This is a genomic window from Butyrivibrio sp. AE2032, assembly GCF_000702965.1.
The window spans coordinates 336,307-357,504 of the sequence record NZ_JNLF01000004.1 but is presented as its reverse complement, the minus strand read 5'-3'; the positions used below and the strand labels follow the sequence as shown (position 1 = coordinate 357,504).

Below are 21,198 nucleotides of genomic sequence, written 5' to 3'. Positions count from 1 at the left end.
ATTGTATAGAATGATTTTATCGCTTAGGGATAAGCAATACAATGTAAACCTGATGTGGTAGTGAAATGTATGCATTCTCAAAAAGGTATATAATGATTTTTAGTTTTGGGAGAATATCGATGAGCGGGAGCGGAGTCGATAAGATCACATTTAGACGGGTATTGATTTGCTTGAATATTTTCGAAACCAATATTCTTGCAACTAAATTCGCCTGGAATAAGCCAATTAATTGAGGAGGTCATTGATATGATTTGTGACAGTTGCGGACGTGAATGGAATATGCCTGAAAGAGTAGCCAGAATCATGAAGAAGTGTCCGTTCTGTCAAGCGGATCTTAAGATGGATGATGATGACCTTGTTGAAGAAATAATTCTGCCACCTGAAATGCCTAAAACTGCAAAAGTGGAGTCACTGGCAGATTTGAGTGCATATAAAGATTTTATTGCCAGGTTCTTTATGAATGTCAAAGACATCTTTCCGTATTCTGATCGTGGCACGATCGTGTACGGCACTTTGATCTCCGGTGACATTAATGTCGGGGATACTGTTTATGTTGTTTTCGCGGATGGCAGAATATTGTCTTCTTCAGTTTCGGGTATTGAAATTGATGGTGAAAAAGCCGTATATGCATGGGAAGGTATCGAGGCAGGCTTGATACTGAGTGATCTGAATCGTGATGATTTGCGCCATGCAATTGGAATAACCAATTCGGAGACAGGATTAATGAATAACAAGTTTGTTGGATATGTTACGTTGAAATACGAAAATGAACGTGAACTTATTGATCAATCATATACAACTATTAAGATTTTTCATAATGAAAAAAGAGGATATCTGATGGAAGGTTGTGGTTACTTTACTTTTATCGATAACGATAACAGACATCCGGGTATGGAGAAAGCTGTAATTGAATTAGTTGAGCAGCCTCTGTTTATGATACCTCAAATAGATTTTGCTGTTTTCAAAGGTGATGAAGAAATAACCAAAGGTTTTATTGATTCGATTATTGAATGATAATTGCGTGAATTCAGATGAATATTGCAGAGTAATCAGACGTTCCGAATTTGGATATAAATAAGGTGTTTCACATATAATGAACAACAAAGATATTTTTGCATATAGAACACGCGGCAACGCTAGACCTGATAACAAACCGAAGGTTTATTTCACATGTCATCCTGAAGATTTTGACAGGTATTTTGAAGATATATGTAATGATATACTTGAAGTCAATGACTGCGCCATATTCTATACTGAGGATATGAGCATCCCGCTTAAAGATGAGAACACGCTTGTCGATCTTGAACGTATGAGTCTGTTTGTTATACCTGTAACTTTCAGACTTTTGACTACTCCCAACAGGGCAATGGATTTCGATTACAGGTTTGCCCGGGAGAAACATATTCCTGTCTTACCGCTTATGATGGAATCCGGGATTCATGAAATCTATAGCCGGCCCGAGAACTTTGGCGAAATGCAATATTTGAGACCATATAACACGGATTCGACGAAAATTGGATATAAAGATAAACTGAAGAACTATCTTGAGTCTGTTCTCATCAGTAACGAATTGACAGAAAGAATAAGGAAAGCCTTTGATGCCTATATTTTTCTAAGTTACAGAAAGACGGACAGAAAAAACGCGAATGAACTGATGAAGCTGATCCACAGAAATCCCGAATGTGAAGATATCGCTATTTGGTTTGATGAGTTCCTGACTCCCGGAGAAAGTTTCAGGGAGAATATTGGAAAGATATTGGGTGACAGTAAACTTTTTACACTTCTGGTAACACCCAGATTGCTGGAGAGAGAGGCGGATGGAAATCCTAATTATGTAATGAAAGAGGAATATCCTGCCGCAGTAAAATTAGGCAAACCGATCCTTCCTGCAGAGATGGAAAAGACAGATGAGGAAGCTCTCAAAAGAGAGTTTGAGGGTATACCTGTTTGTTCGGATACGAGTGATGAAGAAGCTTTCAATAAGCGTCTTCTGGATGCGCTGATGGGCATAGCGGTATCCGAGAACAACAATGATCCGGAACACAACTATCTTATTGGTTTAGCATACCTAAAGGGAATCGATGTTGAGATCGATATTGACAGGGGAGTGAGGCTTATAACCAAAGCTGCTGAAGCGGATCTGCCTGAGGCAATGCGGATGCTTTATGATATGTACCATGATGGTATTGGCGTAGAATTAGATTATAAAAGAGCGGTATATTGGATAGAAAAACTTTGTTCGCACAACTGGAAGACACTTGGTGCTGAACATCAGGACACATTATTTGCTTTGAATGAGCTTGGATCTGCATATTCCGATAGTGGTAATTATGCTATGAGTCTTAAAACTCATGGAATGTGTTATGAAATACGAGATAAAAAGCTTGGAGAGACCCATACGGATACGCTCATTTCGCTAAATAATCTTGCTTTGGCATATATGAAAAATGGCAATAATCAAAAGTTTCTTGAACTGATTGAGAAATGCTATACGTTAAATCTTAAAGAACATGGAGAGTCCCATTCTGAGACGCTGACATCATTAAATAATCTTGCTTTGGCTTATTGGAAAGTTGGCAATAATCAAAAGTTTTTTGAGCTGATTGAGAAATGCTATTTGTTAAATTGTAAAATCCGTGGAGAGACCCATTCGGAAACGCTGACATCACTAAATAATCTTGCTTTGGCATGTGGTGAAGTTGGCAATAATCGGAGATGTTTGGATTTATCAGAGAAATGCTATGAGATTAACTGCGCGGTTCGTGGCAAGGAACACCCATTAACATTAATGTCATTAAATAATCTGGCCAGAGCGTATAGTCACTCAGGCGATAATAAAAAGTTTCTTGAACTAATTGAGAAATGCTATATGTTGAACTGTAAAGTTCTTGGAGAGACCCATCCGGAGACCCTGACTGCTTTAAATAATCTTGCTGTGGCATATGGTGAAGTCGGCAATTATCTAAAGTGTTTTGAGTTAACAAAGAAATGCTATGGGCTTGACTGCCAGGTGCGTGGAGAAAAGCATCCTTCGACACTTATTACTCTAAGTGATCTGGCCAGAGCATATGGCCGCATAGGCGATAATAAAATGTACCTTGAACTATGTGTGAAATGCTATCAACTTAAATGTGAGGTCTTAGGAGAAGAACAGCCTATGACACTTATTGCATTATGTGATCTGGCTAGAGCATATGGTTGCACAGGCGATAATAAAAAATATCTTGAACTAATTGAGAAATGCTATGCGTTAGACTGTAGAGTTCTTGGAGAGAACAATCCGGATACGCTGTCAGCATTGAATAATCTTGCTGTGGCATATGGGAACACTGGCAATTATCTAAAGTGTTTTGAGTTAACAAAGAAATGCTACGAGCTTGACTGCCAAGTGCGTGGAGAAGAGCATCCTTCGACACTTATTACGCTAAATGATCTGTCTAGAGCTTATGGTTGCATAGGTGACAATAAACAGTATCTAAAACTAATAAAGAAATGCTATCTGCTTAAATGTAAAGTCTTAGGAGAAGAACATCCTTTGACACTTATTGCTTTAAATGATCTGGCTAGAGCATATGCATGCATAGGCAGAAAAATTAAGGCTCTTAAAGTCATAAAGAAATGCTATATGTTAGACTGTAAAATTCTTGGAAAGACCCATCCGGATACACTGACAGCCTTTAATAATCTCGCTTTGGCATATGGTGAAGTTGGCAAAAAATCAAAGTGTATGGGACTGTCAAAGAAATGCTATGAGATTAACTGCACAGTTCGTGGCACGGAAGCCCCATTAACACTGATAGCATTAAATAATCTTGCTTTGGCATATTTGCGCTCAGGTGATTCAAAGACTGGTCTGGAACTGTTCAAAAAATGCCACAACCTTAATTGTAAAGTGCGTGGCAAAGAACACCCCGAATCATTAAACACATTGTATAACCTGGCTTACACTTATGATGTTGTTGGTGATAAGAAGAATAGTTTGGGTGCGTATAAACTATATTACTCCCTTTGCCAAAAAGTATATGGAGAAGCTGATCCGAGAACAAAAAAAGCCAGAAAGAATGTTTTAAAACTGCAATCTAAACTGGGTAACAGTTGAAACTTGAGAATTAAAAGCATTTTTGTGTAATAATATAAAGTTAACTGAATGATTATAGGCGAGGAACGATTAATACGATGAGTTCTATTGAGGACAGAGTATTTCTGCCGGACAGTCTGGGTGAACGCAACAGTAAAGGTTTCCGTGTTATTTACGGAAAACAGGTCAGTCCGCAGAATATCAGATCAGCGTTGGAGATAGATTATCTGAGTTACGATGATCTTTATCATTTGGATCTGGAAAGATGTATAGAGTACCATAAGAAGAATCCTTTGATCTATATAATGGCTGTCAACGACTCTGATGAGGTAGTCGGGTACGTTAATTTTTCCCCTGTAACTGACAAAATATACGAGGTTATGAGAAGCGGACGATCTGTCGATACTATTATTTCTGCTGAAGATATTTTGGCATATGAAACCGGCAGGGAATACAGTGTGTATTTCTCTTCAGTATGTGTGCGTCCTGAATATAGACGTAAAGGAATTGCAGGATTATTGATCGAAAGTCTTATTGAGCTGTTGAAGAGTATTGATAATGAGGGCGTGTACATTAAAAGAATCGTGGCTGATGCGGTAACAGAATCAGGAGAAAGACTGTTGTCGAATCTGGGTTATGAAGTAGTGTGCTTGTCTGAACACGGGTCAAAGATCATGGAGAAGGTGAACGATGGCTGACACAATTAATCTCAAAAATGAATTTATTTTCATATCGTACTCGTTTAAAGATAAAACAATAGCGAAAAGGGTAATTGCCGAGCTTGAGAAAAAAGGCAATCGTTGTTTCTTTGCGCCGAGAGATGTGACACCGGGACGCGGATATGCCGGAGAAATAATCAAGGCTATTGAAAAATGCAACACTTTTGTTTTGATAATGACTCAGTCTGCTGTTGATTCCCATCAGGTTCTTCGCGAGATAAATGCAGCTGTTTCAAGAAATAAAACCATTATCCCGCTGAAATTTGAGGATGTGGTCCTGAATGATGATCTCCAGTATTATCTTGGGGTTTCGCAGTGGATAGATTTCCGTGGCAAGGACTATAAGGAGAAGATAGGCGGTATTGAAAGCATTATCGAAGATAAGAATCAGAGCGAATCAGAAGATGTTCCTGAAATAAAGAATAAGGGAACATATGTGAAACCTTTAGAGGAATTGCTGGCTGATGGAGTCTCCGTTGATTATATTGCCATGAGAGAGATAGAGATCGACTATCTTTGTATTCCTGCAGAAAAATTCAAGATGAACGAGGAGATGGAAGGAACTCTTGATGATTGGCGCCATGCAATTGAGTGTATGGAATATGAGACATCGGCATGCCTTGTCAAAGACGATGTGATAATCGGGTATTGTGATATTTATCCGGTTAAGAAAGAAGCTTATAAAGAACTGGTTAATGGTGAATGCATCATACGTGATGATATGATCGAAGTTTATGGTTTTGGCGGAGTCTTTCCTGCCTACATTGCGATGATCGGCATCTCGCCTGAGTACGAGGGTTACTCAAATTACTACCTGATGTTTGACTGGTTATTCGAGCATATAGCTTATTGGAAAAAGAAAAATATCATTTTATCTTCAATTGCTATTTCTGTTTATTCAGATATGCTTGAAAGTTTTGTGGTAAAACTTGGGTTCCGTCAGGTTGGCACCAATCCTGTTGGCGGTAAGATATATGAAGTGAAGTATGATGAATTGATGGAGTCATCAGCTGTGAAATACAGGTATGCTGATTTAGGATTGAGAGGGTAAAGATAGTTATTTCGTATTTGCCATTTGGGGGGAGTACATGTACTTTATCTTGGGCTAATTAATAACTTTGATTAAAAGTGGAATGAATATAAAGGAGACATAAAATGAATAAGAGAATCAGAAGCATTATTTCTATGACTATGGTTTTAGGTTTGGGATTACAGTTATTTGGTTGCAGTTCTATTGCTGAGTCGACGACTTCTGAAAGTAGTGAGACCAGTATTTCTCAAACAACAGAGGAATCTGTTGAAACGACTACTTCTGTAGAGACTAGTTCTTCTGAAAGTGAATCTGATCAGCCTGTTGCCGGTTGGGGACCTGAACGTGAAACCTTTACAATGGATAATCCGGCAGATTACATTACATTCAATTCGATTACAGATAATGTTGCTGTTGGCGATGAGCGTAATTTTGTCCGCATCAGAGAAGCAAATACAAATAATAAATACAGAGATTCTGTAAGTGTCGTTCCAGGACTTGAATATGAGGTTTACATATATTTCCATAATGATGGTAAGAGCAGCCTGAATGGAACCGGTAATGGAGTTGCTACAGATGTGAGAGTTTTTTCTGGTCTGACTTCATGGAAAGTGAATAGAGATAATCGTGCTGTAGTATCTGCAACTATTACTGCATCTAATTCAAATCCGGAGAAGATCTGGGATGGTGCATATATTACAACCGACTATGACAATGATGTTATTTTGCGATATGTTGAAGACTCCGCTGTAATTCATAACGGATGGGATGCGAGTGGCACATTGCTTTCAGAAGATATATTTATGGATGACGGTGTTTTAATTGGGGAGAATCAACTTGACGGTACTATTCCTGCATGTGCTGAATTCTCTGGATATGTAACATATCGGATCCGCGCTGAACAGATAGCGTCAAGGATAGATGTCGATGTTTGCAGAGAAGGAGGGAATTACAATTATTCTGCTAAAGCTAATCCCGGTGATGTGTTGACATATAAAGCTGTTTTTATGAATACCGGATCTGAAAACTTATCGGATGTAACATTCCATGCTGTATTCCCTGAAGGATTATCACTCGTTCCCGGAACTACTGTATTAGTAAATGGAGCTAATCCGGATGGTCTGTTAATGAAGGATATTGTTGATCAGAATGGATTTAACACAGGTTTGTATGGTCCAAAAGCCAAAGCGGAATTGACCTTTCAGGTTAAGGTTGATGAAAATGTTGATCCTTCTGAATTATCTATAACTGTATATTCAGATTATAGTGTTACAGCTTCTCCTGATCAGTATGGAGAAGTATATGATAGTGCTTCAGTAGTGGTATCTTCAAACTGAATTCAATCAATTGTTTGCGGATATAATTGATAAATGCTTGACAGATAGTTCGACTGTCAAGCATTTATTTCCCTCAGGATGTAACAACACCCCAATACAGAACAGTTTTATTCAATATCGTAATCATTCCGTTTTCAGAGAATCTGTCAAAGTAAAATTTCCAATCGCTTATGTATTCATCAAATAGTGGTGAATCCTGATCTATAGAATGGGAAGAGGATAACGTCCTGCCGATAAATGAATCGAAATCCTCTGTCAAATTGCAGTCAAACTCCTTATATTGGACGTTCCCCGCGAAGAACTCTTCAATGCCTTGGATTCGTTTCTCCCATGAATAGTCATATGTGTCGACGACACTGTCATATTTAGCGATGATCTTTCTTCTCTCGTTCTCAGCCTGACAGGGAGTTTTTCTGTTCCAGATAAGGATTACATGCAAATTCCGCTCCGACGGCACGCTGATTCCACTAACAGCGGCATGACGTTTCCGGAGTGAACGGCATGGCTTTCCGATACTAACGGCACGAGTTTCCGCTTCAAACTGCACGGATTCCAATATATATTCTTTCCTGTAGCTTTATGCTGCGGAAAGGAGGCATGGAAACCATGCAAGATTTCAATACGATAATCGGCGTGATACAGATGCGGCAGAATGAATGCTCGTTCTCCGTTATACAGAAACGGTATCACATCGGTTCAGGCACAACGCAACGGATCTTGAGCAGATTTGAAGCATCAGGATTAACGTTGGAAGAACTGCGGAAGATGGATCCGCACACTGTCGAGGAACTCATCTATCCGCTGGAACAAGTCAGACGAAAGGATATTCCGCTACCGGATTTCCAGTACTACTACGACCGGATACATGCTAAAGGCAGTAAGGTTAATATCGCCTATTGCTGGATCGAGTACAAGACGGAACATCCCGACGGCTACGAACAATCCCAATTCTACGAGTACTATAACCGTTTTGTGGAGACTCACTATGGCAAGCGAGATACAACAATGGCTGTAGAAAGAGTACCTGGAGAAAAGATGTATATCGATTGGGTCGGAGATCAGCCGTTCTTACTTCTGGAACCCGATACAGGTGAAGTCCACAAGGTTCACTTCTTTGCTACCACGCTAGGTGTAAGCAGTCTCATCTATGCAGAAGCATTTCTTAACGAGAAACTGTCGAGCTTTGTTGAAGGCACTATACATGCAGTTCAGTTCTATGGCGGTATTGCCAAGTATTTTGTCCCAGACAACCTTAAAGCTGCAGTGACCAAACATTCAAAGGATGAGTTGGTCTTACAGAGCGTGTATTCAGATCTGGAGGATTTCTACGATACCATTGTGCTTCCTCCACCACCACGCAAGCCAAGAGGCAAAGCAACAGTCGAGAACCATGTAAGGTATCTTGAGACGCACCTGATCGAACCGCTGAAGGAACGAACGTATACATCGTTGGAAGATATTAACCGCGATATAAAAGAAAAAGTAGCAGTTCTCAACTCCAGGAAGTTTCAGAACAGACCTTATTCAAGATTGGATGCCTTCGAACGATACGACAAACCGTGTATGAAACCACTACCACATGAAATCTTCACGGTATGCGATTACAAAGCAATCAGCAAGGTTCCTGATAACTACCACATAGAGTACGATGGCCACTACTATTCTGTAGTTTACACACAATGCGGTAAGCCTGCAATCTTAAAGGCTACGCATACAGAGATAAGGATATGTGACAGTTATAACCGTCTGTTATGCAAACATAAGCGATCTTATCGTGACTTTCCTCGTTATATAACTGAAGACAGTCACATGAGACCGGAACACCTTTACTACAAGGAAGTTAACTCCAAGGATGGGGCATATTACAGAAGATGGGCATCTGTTTTTGGTCCCAACATGTCGGAATTTATAGACCGACTGCTCAAATCCTCTAAGCATGAAGAACAATCTTATAACGCTTGTGCGGGGATCCTGCATTCTGTTAAGGATCTGCCTCACGGAATTGTCGAGGAAGTTGCACGTCAGTGTATCGAGATGAACTCGTGCAGATATAAAACCTTCAAGCAGGTGCTCGGAAAGCTACAATCCGGTGAACCATGTTCAGAAGAACATCTTCCGCAGCATGAGAACATCAGAGGAAAGGGCTTCTATAAGTAATGGTAACTGACTATGGCATACAGACAAAAAGACTATACATATAACCCTAAACTGACAACGGAAGAAAACATTCTGTTGGACCGGCTCTTCAAGTTTAAGTTGTCTCATATGGCAGAAGCGTTAGAGCAGCAATTCCTGAACCCTAACTCAGAGCTAGAAGATTTTCACACCAGAATAGCTGCTCTCATTAACTATGAATGGGATCAGCGGCAAACAACAAAGTTCAATAAGTTGCTGCGCAAAGCTACGCTCAAGTATCCGCATGCAGACTTTGACGAATCACTGTATGAACCTGACAGGAAACTTGATACTCACACCATAGAGAAGCTACAGACATGTAAATGGATCGACGAGCCCAAAAACCTTCTGATTACCGGAAGTGCCGGAGCCGGCAAGACACACATAGCTAATGCTTTCTGCATTACGGCACTGCAACAGCTTAGAACTGTTAAATACATAAGAGCCAACACACTGCTGCAACAGAGCGAGAAGGCCAGAAAGACAAACTCAAGCTATGAATATACAAACGAGATGTCTTCTTACGATCTTCTGGTAATTGATGACTTCGGTCTAATGGAACTGGATCTTGAGAAATGCAGAGATCTCTTCGAGATTATTGAAACGCGCGACTCAAGAAAAGCCACAATGATTGTATCTCAGCTACCAGTCGCAAACTGGTGGGACTTATTCAAAGACAGCACCTATGCGGATGCCTGCTTAAGCAGGATGACTGCTAAGGCATATCGCCTAGAATGTAACGGCAGAGATATGCGCAAAACAGAGTAAATCTATTTTATAGCGTCACTCCGTGCCGCGTGAAGCGGAACAGCATGCCGTTCTATCGGAATCGGCATGCTGTTTTAGCGGAATTTGCAAGGATTACAGGACCGTTAGGTTTTAATATCCTTTTGCACTCGTTCCTGAAACGGATCGGATCAAACCAATGAAAAGCCTGTGCGGCAGAGACAGCATCAACACTTTCAGAAGACAGTTGTGTGTTCTCGGCAGTTCCGTTAACCGGAATGTACTTGGGTTCATTGATAAAAGCATTTTGCGCTGCATTTCGCATTTGCTCGTTAGGTTCAACACCATAGATGCTTTGAACTCTGCCGATTATTTGTGATGCGAAAAGACCTGTTCCGGATCCTATGTCCGCTACTGTGTCAGTTGGATCAAGAATGGAGTTATCAAATAAGAAGTTGATCGCCTCATCTGAATAGGGGGGGCGATATCTCTTGTAATTATCTGCCTTATTGGAAAAGATCTCCAAATTATTCAACTAACACACCCCCATTCCAAGCAGTGGCGAACTCATTGATCAATTGCTTTCCGATCATGGAATCAACATCTACGATATGAAAAGGAACATTTGTCAGATGCATAGGAGTTCCGTCGAGATTGTAACTTACATGTGCAAACATGACTGTGTTATCAATGATGATCATAGCTGTGTTTCTTAATCCGGAATAATAGCGGAAGCATTTCTGGCTGCTGATATTTGCATCGCAACAACGGTCTAAAGCATCATCAATACTTGTTTCCAGAGCGCGATGAAAATGCCTCTTATTCTGCAGGAAAGATTCTTCATACCCGGTAGTCTTCGGACTGAAGAACAGACAACGGAAGTCACAGCCGTCACTGATCTTTAAGCCGAGTTCGATCAATTCCTTATTATGCTGTATGTCAAACAGTTTTTTGTTCTTTCTACCGAAGACCCATAGTCTTTTGGTGCATTGTTTTAAAACATAATCATAGAGTTCGTGTGTTTCAAATCCGCAAGGTATTGTTGTTATACTGTCTGTGCTCACTGCATCGTTGTATATTTGCGTATAATGCGAAACTATATCTTTGATGTCAGTACCTTCATCAATATGATTCGCCAGGATTATCTTTTTTGTTTCTTCTTCAAATCGAGGCCAACATTCGTCAAACCTGATCTTATAGTCATCGTAGTTATCGCCGTATATGCTACAGAGTTCCTTAAACAGACGCTCAAAATCATGCTTCTTGATCTGCAGAGTTTGTATATGGCCAAAAGGCGTATTAGATAAAGACCTGTTGCCGTTTGTGTTGATGAGCAAACACCAGATTCGCTTATCTTTGGATATAAGAGCTTCGGCCTCGAAATCTAACCATTGCTGAAACAGACTATCTTTAAAAGGGAAGAACACACCAAATTCACAATTATTTAGAGCATCTGATACAGATTCAAATAGTCCAATACCATACTGTACAGTTTCTTCAGACAGCCAGACAATATCCGGTCTCTTAGTAACTTCTTCGATCAGAATCTTCGTCTGTTTCGCTATAAGCAAACTTGTTTTTTTAGACCAACTAAAGTATTTCATCTATGAACTCACTTTGTTTTTATTTTATTATAGTCTCTATATTTGTAATGGTGGGGCTGGACTGTATCCTGCCAATCCCGTTTTTGGGACAATTTTCAAATCTGCCCTTTTCTTTTCGAAAATCGGTGCTATATTAATCCGTAACATTGTTACAAGGCCTAAAACTGTGGCTTTTGGTCTTGTGGCAGATCTTTTTAAGGACGGATCATATGGCACGGATCAAGAAGGCTTGCAGTAAGGTAAGCTATTCTGACAACTCAATATCTGTTGTTGAGAACAGACCTTTTACGGGTCCTGTTTGGCGTGCTGTTCAGGAACTTTCGCTGTTTGGTTCGTTCCTTTGTTTTTCCGATAACCTCAAGGTGACATTTAAGCAACTGGAGTTTAATTCCGGTCTGCCGCTGGATTTTTGATCTTTATCCACAGCTGCCGTCACTTTTATCACCACTTGTATCACAAGTTGTTTTTGCATCAGAGGTTATCTATATGTTATTCACAATGAGATGAGGAGGAAGATTAAGATGGATATCTCATTATCATTGGACCGAATGCTCTTTTCCTGTCCTGAGACGGACAGTTCCGATTATATGTCTTTCCCCGGTGTGGATGACGATGCTTTCAACTGCATGGATTCCATGATCTCTGACAGGTCAGGCATCTATGTTTTTCCATATCTGTGCACCAATATGTGTGAAGAGACCTACATTACAGTTTATGTGTGGGACTATTTGAATTATCCGGAACCGTATAAGCGTTTCGTTATTTGCGAAGGTCAGCAGATGACTGCTGAGGAAGAACGGGATTATCTTGCATATGCCGGGATCGTAAGGACTTGTGAAACGAACTGGAATTCAAGGTTTGTCTCACAGGTTAAGGATGCTTTCCCGGATTGGCATGTAAGTGACTATGGAGCTAACCAGATCGGGATCATGATGGAACATATCTACTATGCAAGCCACCGCTCCGGTCCGAAGGAGACGCTCTATAAGGCCGGACTTGGATATATCGCATATCACCTCGATGATATCGCTTCGTATAACCTTATAGGTACATCTCCGACGGAGATCATCGGGCATGATCTGTCGCTTAAGATGCTCAGGTTCATTAATGAGCACCGCCTTGTCGGCTGCCTTTCCTCAACGGAAGCGGTGACAAAGTTTAAAAATGCATACAGACTCTGTTTGAGCCATGTCGGGAAAAAGAAGATCACTAAAGCGCAGTGGCGCTATCTGGAGGAGATCTGCGCGCCTGACGGAAACGGCTTGAGAGAGGGTTTTAACGAGAAGATATTTAACTTCCTCGAGGACTGCTGTCCCAATGAGGCGCTTGCATATAAGACATTCTATAAAATCCGTTCCAGGATAAGCGAAAACTGCAAACTGAGGATCCCTCAGCCCGAAGATGTCTTCGATATGCTCTATAAGCTTGACTGTGTTCTCGACTACGATGACGATGCCGAGACGTTGGACGAGAGGCTCAGGGAGCAGAAGGAAAAACTGAAACTTGAGTATTCATTCGGGCAGTTTGTCGTTATCGTGCCGGAGTGTGTTGAGGATTTCGTTGATGAGGCGATGGCGCAGCACAACTGCCTTCTTACTTTCGTCGAGGAATGTGCATACGGATACAGAACGGTCATATTCATTCGCAGGAAGGAATGCGTTGACAGATCTTATGTAACGGTGGACATTTCCAACGGGCATGTCGGTCAGGTTTTTGCCAGGTTCAATAATTATCCGGAAGTCGAGGTATATGAGTTCCTCGAACTCTATTCGCAAATCTTTGGTCTGGATTATGACCCGTGTAAGCTCACCGGATACGATGAGTTCAAAGATGCCGAACACAGGAGATCCGTCCGCGAATATACGAAGAAGTTCAACAGGAAGAGAAGAGCCGTCAGGCAACGGATAAAAAGGCAGACCATGGTCATGGAAGGTCAGATATCCATGTTCGAGAAATATCCCGAGCTGTTCGGCGAGCATAAAGCGCCCGAAGATATATTTGAGCTGTTGGCTGATTTTGAAGAGCTGCCGGCGGGATTCTATTGATACTGAAAATGAATCAGTTTCCTTAGTGCTATATTGTAACTGAAGTGATCGCAGAAAGAGTCACTGAAGAAGGAGAACATGCAATGATCGATCCAAAAGATATCTTGGCTGTTGCGGCACAAAAGAAAGAAGAGAACTATGCTTTCAGGAGTTATCTGAAAATGCATGCCGATCCGGATACTCTTGACAGACAGTTTGCAAGATTGCACAAAGATTTGTTCGGCAGATACGATTGCTGCAAATGCAGGAATTGCTGCAAGATGTATTGCGGTTATTTTCATGAAAGTGATATCGGAGCAGCTGCCGTTACCTTGGGCATTTCCGAGGAAGAGCTGATAAAGAAATACTTGCAGAGAAATAATGGCATCGGATATGTTACCAACAATGCTCCGTGTGATTTCCTTAATGGTGACGGCTCCTGCATACTTGGTGATGCAAAACCGCAGGATTGCAAAGATTTTCCCTTTACTGACAAGCCTGACAGAATAGGCAGCTTATTTGGGATAGTCGAAAATGCGGATTATTGTCCGGTCGTATTTGAGATGTTGGAAGAACTTAAGAAAGAATACGGATTCAAATACAAGAAGTAATTGGAAATGGAAAAAAATAAGAATAACAAAAACAGTTTATTGATATTGGCGTCGTCGGGGTTCATCTTCTCGGGTGTCCGCAGCCTGTACCATTTTTTCAGGGATTATCTGTCAGGAAAAGTCCTTGCAACGGAAGAGGTGAAGATGTTCGCTTTAAGCTTTTCTTTGCTCTGTCTGTTCCTGGGGCTTACGATGCTGATCGACCAGAGAAAGCATCAGATATTTAATTTCCTTTGGATGGTTCCATATGGTTTTTGTTCCGTGTCACTTATGTATTGGCGGTCAACGCTTATAGCAATCCTGCAGTTGACGATACCCGTGGGGTTAATGATAGTCGTTATTGCAGGTGCGGTGATAACTGGATTTCACATCAAAGACCGGCTGCTCATGTTCTTGTGCAGGTTTTTCTGCGCAATTTTGCTCATTTTGCAGGCAATCGTGTTCACGATGCTTGTTCAGCGTTTTGATGGATATCGGGTATCCACGCTTCTTTACAACGCTGCCTGGGTTCTGATCGTATACATAACGATGACAGAGACAATCCCGTTTATGCGCATGAATAAGATTATTTCAAGATATCTTACTGTCAATACAGCATTGCTTATGGTTTTATATCCGGCATTCATTAAAGATGGTTTTTATCCGATGGAAGAACCGTTGACCAAGATCCTGTCTTTTGTTCCCGATGCAGTGCTTGCGTTAACTTTCCTGTTCTATGGCTTCTGGCTCAGCAGGAATACCGAAAATGAGAAGCGTGCAGGATTCGGCAAATGCGCTCTTACGATCCTGGTCTCAGCACTGGCGGGACTTGTGTTCACCACAGGATACTGCAGAGTTTATGAAAATGATCCCGGAGTACGGAAATATGATGTCCGTTTGGAATATATAAAGATGCTGCGTGATGGCGAGTATAACTGGATGGAGATATACGGTGACGGAGCTGAAGGCTATGTTGACGGGGACAGACTGAGATACCTTGTCGTGGATCTTAAGGACGGCAATATGCCGGTCTTGTTCCTTTACGGCCCGTTTCTTGATGAGGCATCCGGACCGACCCGTATCGTTTTCTATGATGCCGAAAATCAAAAGCCTTATCAGGTCTGGGGCAATTATAACTGCGTATATGTCAGAGGCTACATCCCGTGTGACGAAGAACATGAATATCCCCTGATCTTCTGTGACGGCGGACGTCAGGATGTGATTACCGAACTCATCTATGAAGTGCGTGATCAGGTGCTTGTCCTTATTGCAGAGAAACAGGATCTGTATCCTCACGATACGGATGAGATCGATCCGGAATACACCTCAAATCCCGACCGCTATTACTGGATGGGGGAAGAGGTAACCATCGATCAGTACCGTGCTAACCGGGAAAGGATCGCTGAAGGATATCAGGAGATCGAGTGGCTGTAGCGTGTTCTGATCTCGGATCTGCCTTTGCCGGTTTACTGATTGCTCTTGCAAATCTGTCCAAAAACACGTTTTGCAAAAGAACAATTTCGACAACAGAGAAATTATGTAAACCAGTTGCTTTAATCACACATGTTTGATATTCTACTATGGTTCGCTTGTAGTGCCGAACCAGATTGGGGATCTATATTATGATGGCAGATAAGATCAAGCGATTATCCAAAAAGACTATCATAATCATCTGTGCTGTTGCGCTGGCTGTCATAGCAGCTGCCGTTACGGCTATCGTGCTGTCACGGAATAATTATCTGGCCACAACGATGCGTCTTCTGCGCGTTGAGGGAACCGTCAATATCGAGACAGCGGGAGGCGGAACAAAACCCGTCATAGACAATATCAGATTCCAGTCAGGCGATGCCATGAATACGGGCGCGGACGGACTTGCTTCCGTCGGTCTTGACGATACCAAGATAGTTACTCTGCAGAACGACAGCAGAGTCGAATTCACCAAGCAGGGAAAGAAACTTGAACTCAAGCTTACGAAGGGCGCCGTATTCTTTAATGTAACGGAGAAGCTCAAGCCCGATGAATCCTTCGAGATAAAGACATCCACCATGACCGCCGGCATCAGAGGCACATCCGGCTACGTTTATTACGATGAAACGGGAAGGGATGCGCTGATAATAACTGACGGTGCTGTTAAGGTATCTGCGACCAATCCCGATACGGGTGAGACGAAGACCGCCGAAGTCAAGGGCGGACAGGAGATAAAGGTATATCTTTATTCCGACAGGACGGAAAATACTGTCGAGTTTACGCTCGAGGAGGTCGAAGCTGAAGAGCTGCCCGAGTTCACGCTCGAAAGACTTGCCGAAGACGAGGAACTCATGGACAGAGTTTGTGAATATACCGGCTGGGATAAGGAAGATCTGAAGGAATTCGTAAATGATGTATTGGCAGGTAACGTTGAAGGCGTAGAGATAACAGAGACTCCTACGCCGACACCTGAAGAAACACCGGTGGAGACACCTACGGATATCCCCACTCCGTCACCGGAGATCAGCGTGACGCCTTCACCGTCGCCTTCGTTAACTCCGCCTCCGACCCCGACTGCGGGTGCCGGTGCAACAGCTACGCCCACACCTGTTGTTTCGTTGACCGGAACACCTACTGTTACGCCGACAGGAACCGTGGTGCCCACGCTGTCTGTAACTGCAACTCCCACGTCGACTGCTACGCAGACGCCGACGGCTACGCCCACCAAGAAGCCTACTTCCACGGCAACGGCTACACCTTCGCCTACGGCAACAAAGAAGCCTACGGCGACATCAACACCTACGGCAACGCCTACGAAGAGGCCTACGGCTATGTCAACACCGACCTCAACACCTACGCCGACGTCGACTCCTACATCGACACCTACTTCGACGCCGACACCAACACCGACGTCTACATCAACACCTACGCCTACTCCGACCGGACCGAAATGTCCTTCCGGATACAAACCCTCTGATCTTTGGGGTGCTACGTACAGCAGTCATGATGTATACATAGCCAAACTGACTGATTCAAGTTCTGCGGAAAGCTACGGCAGAAGTCCTGCTCAATACAGAGGATATTCGGGCGGCTGCTGGTACGATCTGACTTATGACTCGAGTAAAAACGAATATCAATATGTAACTTCCGGCGATACATACGTCTATGGGGTTTACTATTCTGATGAGTCATATATCGGAGGAGCAAGCCAGTATGTAAGTCCTGAAAATCTCCCTTCAGGATATTCAAAGAGTGCAGGATATCCTTGGGGTAAAACATATGACGGAAGGACTGTCTACATCTGCTACAAGAACGATAACGGTACGATCCTGCGAAAAGGTCATTACAAAGGGAGCTGGTTCCCGATCTATGATGTTACCCATTCTCAAGATTATGCCGATGGTTCTCAGATGACTACGATCGATTATTACCTTGTAGGTTCTAATGAACTGTATTATACGGAATCATATTATGCGGCATAGCAGTTATTGCTGTTGCTGAAAAAACTGAAGGCTTGGGATAAACTATAAATAAGTAACTGAAACTGAAAAACGGGATTGCAATAGCGGGAATGTTTTGATATTCTACTATGGTTTGCTTGAAGTGCCAAACCAGAAGGGGAACCTTATGATGTTTAGTGACAAGATCAAGCGTTTATCCACAAAGACAAAGATTATTATTTGCGTGGCCGCAGTTGCTGTTATTGCAGCTGTAGTTGTTGCAGTCGTGTTATCCAGGAATAATTACCTGGCGACCACGATGAGGCTTCTGCGCATAGAGGGAACAGTCAACATTGAGACTTCGGATGGCAGCACCAAGCCTGTCATCGAGAACATCAGGTTCCAGTCAGGCGATGCCATGAACACCGGCTCTGACGGACTTGCTTCCGTCGGCCTTGACGATACGAAGATCGTTACTCTCCAGAACGACAGCAGGGTCGAGTTCACAAAACAGGGAAAGAAATTGGAGCTCAATCTTACAAAGGGCGCTGTCTTCTTTAACGTAACAGAGAAGCTCAAGCCCGATGAATCTTTCGAGATAAAGACATCAACCATGACGGCCGGCATCAGAGGCACATCCGGTTATGTCTATTACGACAGCACGGGAAGAGATTCACTGGTCATAACTGACGGTGTGGTAAAAGTGTCCGCGACCAATCCCGTTACGGGAGAGACGAAGACTGCCGAAGTAAAGGGCGGTCAGGAGATAAAGGTATATCTTTATTCCGACAGGACAGAAAATACTGTTGAATTCTCACTTGAGGAAGTAAAAGCTGAGGAACTCCCCGAGTTCACGCTCGAGAGGCTTGCCGAAGACGAAGAACTGATGGACAGAGTCTGCGAATACACCGGATGGGACAAGGAAGATCTGAAAGAATTCGTAAACGATGTATTGGCTGGTAATGTTGAAGGCATCGAGATAACGGAGACACCTACTCCGACACCTGAAGAAACTCCGGCAGACACACCGACGGATACACCATCCCCCACACCGGAACTGAGTGTAACACCGACAGTTTCGCTGACACCTACGCCTTCACTCACGCCTCCTCCGACGCCCACGCCTAAGGCGGGAGCAACGGCAACACCCAGCGTAACGCCTACAGTTACACCTACGGGAACGGTAATGCCTACAGTATCGGCAACTCCGACTAATACTGCCACACAGACACCTACGGCAACTCCGACGTCGACTGCAACACAGACGCCGACGGCAACGCCTACGAAGAAGCCTACTGCTACGGCCACATCTTCGGCTACGCCGACATCCACACCGACGTCTACACCTACTTCAACGCCGACGTCAACATCCACTCCGACGCCTGCTTACACCATAATCGTTGAGGGTGTGACGTATGAAGGACATAGTGTTACCATCCGTAAATCCATCGGAACGGGCGGCACTGCGGTCTATGAAGGTCTTGTAAGCGGAAGATGGGTCAGTCTCACTTTAGAGATTGCCGAAGACGGCTGGTCGGAATATTACAGATATTACACAAGTGACGATGAACTCTATTTTGAAGAAGTCCTGGAAGGCATGCCGTCTCCGGTATTCGTTTCGGATACACCCACGCCGACAGCCACATCGACACCTTCACCCATCCCGACACCTGTCGAGCCTGATTATTCGAAGATCCCTACAGATGCTGATATTCCTGAAGGCTGGGAGAAGTATAAGGCGAGTGCAGACTGGGTACTGTATTACGACGGACATCCGGCCTATGTCATCTATTATATGACTCCGAATGACAGTGGTGGCGGAACGTACACTTACAGAGGTTACGTTAACGGCGAATGGGTAAAGCTTTATTTAAGCTCTATAAACGGTGGTCACACATTCACATTTGATTACGGCGACAGAAGAATTACATACTATGCGCCTTCGTAAGACCGGTTCTTATTTGATATAATTACTTAAGAAGTTATAACCACTTAAGAGGAGAAGTCTTAACTTATGGGTTTGTTCGATAAGATCAGGAAGATGCCTCTCGGTCTGAAGATCATATACTCGGTAATCGCGGCGGCTGTTGTTGCAGCCGTCGTTGTATGTGTAGTTTTCGCGCGCGGCAATTATCTTGCCACGACAATGCGTCTTTTGCGCGTCGAAGGAACGGTAAATATCGAAGATTCAAAGGGCGGGACAAAACCCGTCATGGAAAACATCAGATTCCAGTCAGGAGATGCCCTGAATACGGGTTCTGACGGTCTTGCTTCGGTAGGCCTGGACGACACCAAGATCATTACTCTCCAGTCTGACAGCAGGGCGGAGTTCTCCAAGAAGAGCAAACAGCTCGAACTCAAGCTCACTAAGGGCGCCCTCTTTTTCGAGGTTACGGAACATCTTAAGGAAGACGAGTCTTTCGATATAAAGACTTCCACCATGACCGCCGGCATCAGAGGCACGTCGGGCATGGTCTTTTACGATAAAGAGGGAAGAGATTCACTTATCGTTACCGACGGCAAGGTTATCGTTACGGCGACAAATCCCGAGACCGGCGAGACAAAATACGCCGAAGTCGTCGGCGGCCAGATCATTACCGTCTATCTTTATTCCTACAGGCTGCACGATACGGTCGATTTCGAAGTGGAGGATATAAAGCCTTCAGATCTGCCGATACTTCCGCTTAAGGTGCTCTCCGAAAATGAAGAGCTCCTGGACAGAGTCTGTGAGTTTACAGGCTGGGATAAGACGGAACTCAGAGAGCTCATAGATAAGGCTATCGTTCTGAAGATCGGAGGAGATGACATAACAGATACTCCTACGCCTTCGACCGATGAGACGACTGCGGAAACAACCGGGGAAACTCCGGCACCGACGCCGGATGTATCAGGCACGCCAACGCCGGCCCTTTCTGAGACGCCGACACCGACTCCGGGAGCGACAGGTACTTCTACGCCTTCTCCTTCTGCAACGGCAACACCGTCTGCAAAGGCGACAGCCACACCTTCGGTAAATGCTACGGCAACTCCTACGGTAAAGGCAACAGCAACACCGACAACAAAGGTTACGGCAACGCCGACTTCAAAGGTAACTGCCACACCGACTGCAAAGAGTACCTCAACGGCTACTCCGACTCCTTCAAAGAAACCGACGGTATCACCGACGCCTTCTGTTACGAATACGAATACTCCGACGCCGACAAATACCAATACGCCGACTCCTACTAATTCACCGACTCCGACACCTGTGCCCGGATATGAGACACTTCCTGAAGGATTTACGAAGACAAGCATGTGGGGCTACACGTATAACGGACATAAGGTCTACATTGCAAGCATCGATAACGAGGAATTCATCGGTTATTACAACGACGACTGGATATCGCTCGAACAGGAAGGTCTTGAAGAAGATGATGGTTACAGAATAACTTTCTACGGAATGGGCGTTATCTATTACTCGGAATTGATCCCGTATGAGACTGATTTCGAAGGCTGACGGGAATTGAAC

The 21,198-nt window shown here is 43.3% G+C and carries 17 protein-coding genes; 14 read left to right on the top strand and 3 right to left on the bottom strand.

Translation table 11 applies throughout. The features are described 5' to 3' along the window. Positions 1-246 precede the first annotated feature (246 nt). From BO18_RS15690 to BO18_RS15670, 5 genes are all read left to right on the top strand, one after another. The gene (locus tag BO18_RS15690; protein ID WP_034447831.1) at positions 247-1,014 is read left to right on the top strand and encodes a hypothetical protein; all 768 of its coding nucleotides are present in this window, start codon (positions 247-249) and stop codon (positions 1,012-1,014) included. Between the two features lie 79 nt (positions 1,015-1,093). Then, positions 1,094-4,099 carry a tetratricopeptide repeat protein gene (locus tag BO18_RS15685; RefSeq protein WP_034447830.1) on the top strand — a complete coding sequence of 1,002 codons (3,006 nt, stop codon included), beginning with the start codon at positions 1,094-1,096 and terminating at the stop codon, positions 4,097-4,099. Positions 4,100-4,176: 77 nt separating this feature from the next. Continuing rightward, complete coding sequence (locus BO18_RS15680) at positions 4,177-4,776, top strand: GNAT family N-acetyltransferase (protein WP_034447828.1); 600 nt, start codon at positions 4,177-4,179, stop codon at positions 4,774-4,776. After that, on the top strand, positions 4,769-5,848 hold the full coding sequence (locus BO18_RS15675; RefSeq protein ID WP_034447827.1) for a toll/interleukin-1 receptor domain-containing protein: 1,080 nt from the start codon (positions 4,769-4,771) through the stop codon (positions 5,846-5,848). The genes BO18_RS15680 and BO18_RS15675 overlap by 8 nt, the downstream gene beginning before the upstream one ends. Positions 5,849-5,952: 104 nt before the next feature. Further along, positions 5,953-7,164: a hypothetical protein gene (locus BO18_RS15670; RefSeq protein ID WP_034447825.1), complete on the top strand. Its 1,212-nt coding sequence runs from the start codon at positions 5,953-5,955 to the stop codon at positions 7,162-7,164. A 73-nt stretch (positions 7,165-7,237) separates the two neighbouring features. On the opposite strand, the gene BO18_RS15665 is transcribed toward BO18_RS15670, so the two are convergent. After that, entirely contained in the window at positions 7,238-7,603 is a 366-nt protein-coding gene (locus BO18_RS15665; protein WP_034447822.1) for a hypothetical protein, read from the bottom strand. A 167-nt stretch (positions 7,604-7,770) separates the two neighbouring features. On the opposite strand from BO18_RS15665, the gene istA reads away from it, so the two are divergent. Both istA and BO18_RS15655 read left to right on the top strand, forming a co-directional pair. Continuing rightward, a complete protein-coding gene (istA, locus tag BO18_RS15660; RefSeq protein WP_034447819.1) occupies positions 7,771-9,321 on the top strand; it encodes an IS21 family transposase in 1,551 nt (516 codons plus the stop codon). 12 nt (positions 9,322-9,333) lie between these two features. Then, positions 9,334-10,107, top strand: coding sequence for an ATP-binding protein (locus BO18_RS15655; protein ID WP_034447816.1), 774 nt, complete (start codon positions 9,334-9,336; stop codon positions 10,105-10,107). Positions 10,108-10,159: 52 nt separating this feature from the next. On the opposite strand, the gene BO18_RS15650 is transcribed toward BO18_RS15655, so the two are convergent. After that, on the bottom strand, positions 10,160-10,600 hold the full coding sequence (locus BO18_RS15650; protein WP_051688820.1) for a class I SAM-dependent methyltransferase: 441 nt from the start codon (positions 10,598-10,600) through the stop codon (positions 10,160-10,162). Next, positions 10,593-11,669, bottom strand: coding sequence for a hypothetical protein (locus BO18_RS15645; RefSeq protein ID WP_034447813.1), 1,077 nt, complete (start codon positions 11,667-11,669; stop codon positions 10,593-10,595). Before BO18_RS15645 ends, BO18_RS15650 begins: the two co-directional genes overlap by 8 nt. 209 nt (positions 11,670-11,878) lie before the next feature. Between BO18_RS15645 and BO18_RS15640 the strand changes: the two genes are divergently transcribed. The 7 genes from BO18_RS15640 to BO18_RS15610 all read left to right on the top strand — a co-directional run bounded on the left by BO18_RS15640 (position 11,879) and on the right by BO18_RS15610 (position 21,186). After that, complete coding sequence (locus BO18_RS15640) at positions 11,879-12,082, top strand: hypothetical protein (RefSeq protein WP_034447810.1); 204 nt, start codon at positions 11,879-11,881, stop codon at positions 12,080-12,082. 108 nt (positions 12,083-12,190) lie between these two features. Beyond that, on the top strand, positions 12,191-13,714 hold the full coding sequence (locus tag BO18_RS15635) for a PcfJ domain-containing protein (protein WP_034447808.1): 1,524 nt from the start codon (positions 12,191-12,193) through the stop codon (positions 13,712-13,714). Positions 13,715-13,797: 83 nt separating this feature from the next. Beyond that, complete coding sequence (locus BO18_RS15630; protein WP_034447806.1) at positions 13,798-14,304, top strand: YkgJ family cysteine cluster protein; 507 nt, start codon at positions 13,798-13,800, stop codon at positions 14,302-14,304. Positions 14,305-14,310: 6 nt separating this feature from the next. Next, entirely contained in the window at positions 14,311-15,717 is a 1,407-nt protein-coding gene (locus BO18_RS15625) for a hypothetical protein (RefSeq protein WP_034447804.1), read from the top strand. A 188-nt stretch (positions 15,718-15,905) separates the two neighbouring features. Beyond that, complete coding sequence (locus BO18_RS15620; RefSeq protein WP_034447801.1) at positions 15,906-17,732, top strand: FecR family protein; 1,827 nt, start codon at positions 15,906-15,908, stop codon at positions 17,730-17,732. A 145-nt stretch (positions 17,733-17,877) separates the two neighbouring features. After that, on the top strand, positions 17,878-19,638 hold the full coding sequence (locus BO18_RS36145) for a FecR family protein (protein WP_081861086.1): 1,761 nt from the start codon (positions 17,878-17,880) through the stop codon (positions 19,636-19,638). A gap of 66 nt (positions 19,639-19,704) precedes the next feature. Further along, a complete protein-coding gene (locus tag BO18_RS15610) occupies positions 19,705-21,186 on the top strand; it encodes a FecR family protein (protein WP_034447796.1) in 1,482 nt (493 codons plus the stop codon). The last annotated feature ends 12 nt before the right edge of the window (positions 21,187-21,198 follow it).

Coding starts and splice junctions, on each gene's coding strand:
- BO18_RS15690 (WP_034447831.1), top strand. CDS start 247: ATGATTTGTGACAGTTGCGGACGTGAATGGAATATGCCTGAAAGAGTA.
- BO18_RS15685 (WP_034447830.1), top strand. CDS start 1,094: ATGAACAACAAAGATATTTTTGCATATAGAACACGCGGCAACGCTAGA.
- BO18_RS15680 (WP_034447828.1), top strand. CDS start 4,177: ATGAGTTCTATTGAGGACAGAGTATTTCTGCCGGACAGTCTGGGTGAA.
- BO18_RS15675 (WP_034447827.1), top strand. CDS start 4,769: ATGGCTGACACAATTAATCTCAAAAATGAATTTATTTTCATATCGTAC.
- BO18_RS15670 (WP_034447825.1), top strand. CDS start 5,953: ATGAATAAGAGAATCAGAAGCATTATTTCTATGACTATGGTTTTAGGT.
- istA (WP_034447819.1), top strand. CDS start 7,771: ATGCAAGATTTCAATACGATAATCGGCGTGATACAGATGCGGCAGAAT.
- BO18_RS15655 (WP_034447816.1), top strand. CDS start 9,334: ATGGCATACAGACAAAAAGACTATACATATAACCCTAAACTGACAACG.
- BO18_RS15645 (WP_034447813.1), bottom strand. CDS start 11,669: ATGAAATACTTTAGTTGGTCTAAAAAAACAAGTTTGCTTATAGCGAAA.
- BO18_RS15640 (WP_034447810.1), top strand. CDS start 11,879: ATGGCACGGATCAAGAAGGCTTGCAGTAAGGTAAGCTATTCTGACAAC.
- BO18_RS15635 (WP_034447808.1), top strand. CDS start 12,191: ATGGATATCTCATTATCATTGGACCGAATGCTCTTTTCCTGTCCTGAG.
- BO18_RS15630 (WP_034447806.1), top strand. CDS start 13,798: ATGATCGATCCAAAAGATATCTTGGCTGTTGCGGCACAAAAGAAAGAA.
- BO18_RS15625 (WP_034447804.1), top strand. CDS start 14,311: ATGGAAAAAAATAAGAATAACAAAAACAGTTTATTGATATTGGCGTCG.
- BO18_RS15620 (WP_034447801.1), top strand. CDS start 15,906: ATGATGGCAGATAAGATCAAGCGATTATCCAAAAAGACTATCATAATC.
- BO18_RS36145 (WP_081861086.1), top strand. CDS start 17,878: ATGATGTTTAGTGACAAGATCAAGCGTTTATCCACAAAGACAAAGATT.
- BO18_RS15610 (WP_034447796.1), top strand. CDS start 19,705: ATGGGTTTGTTCGATAAGATCAGGAAGATGCCTCTCGGTCTGAAGATC.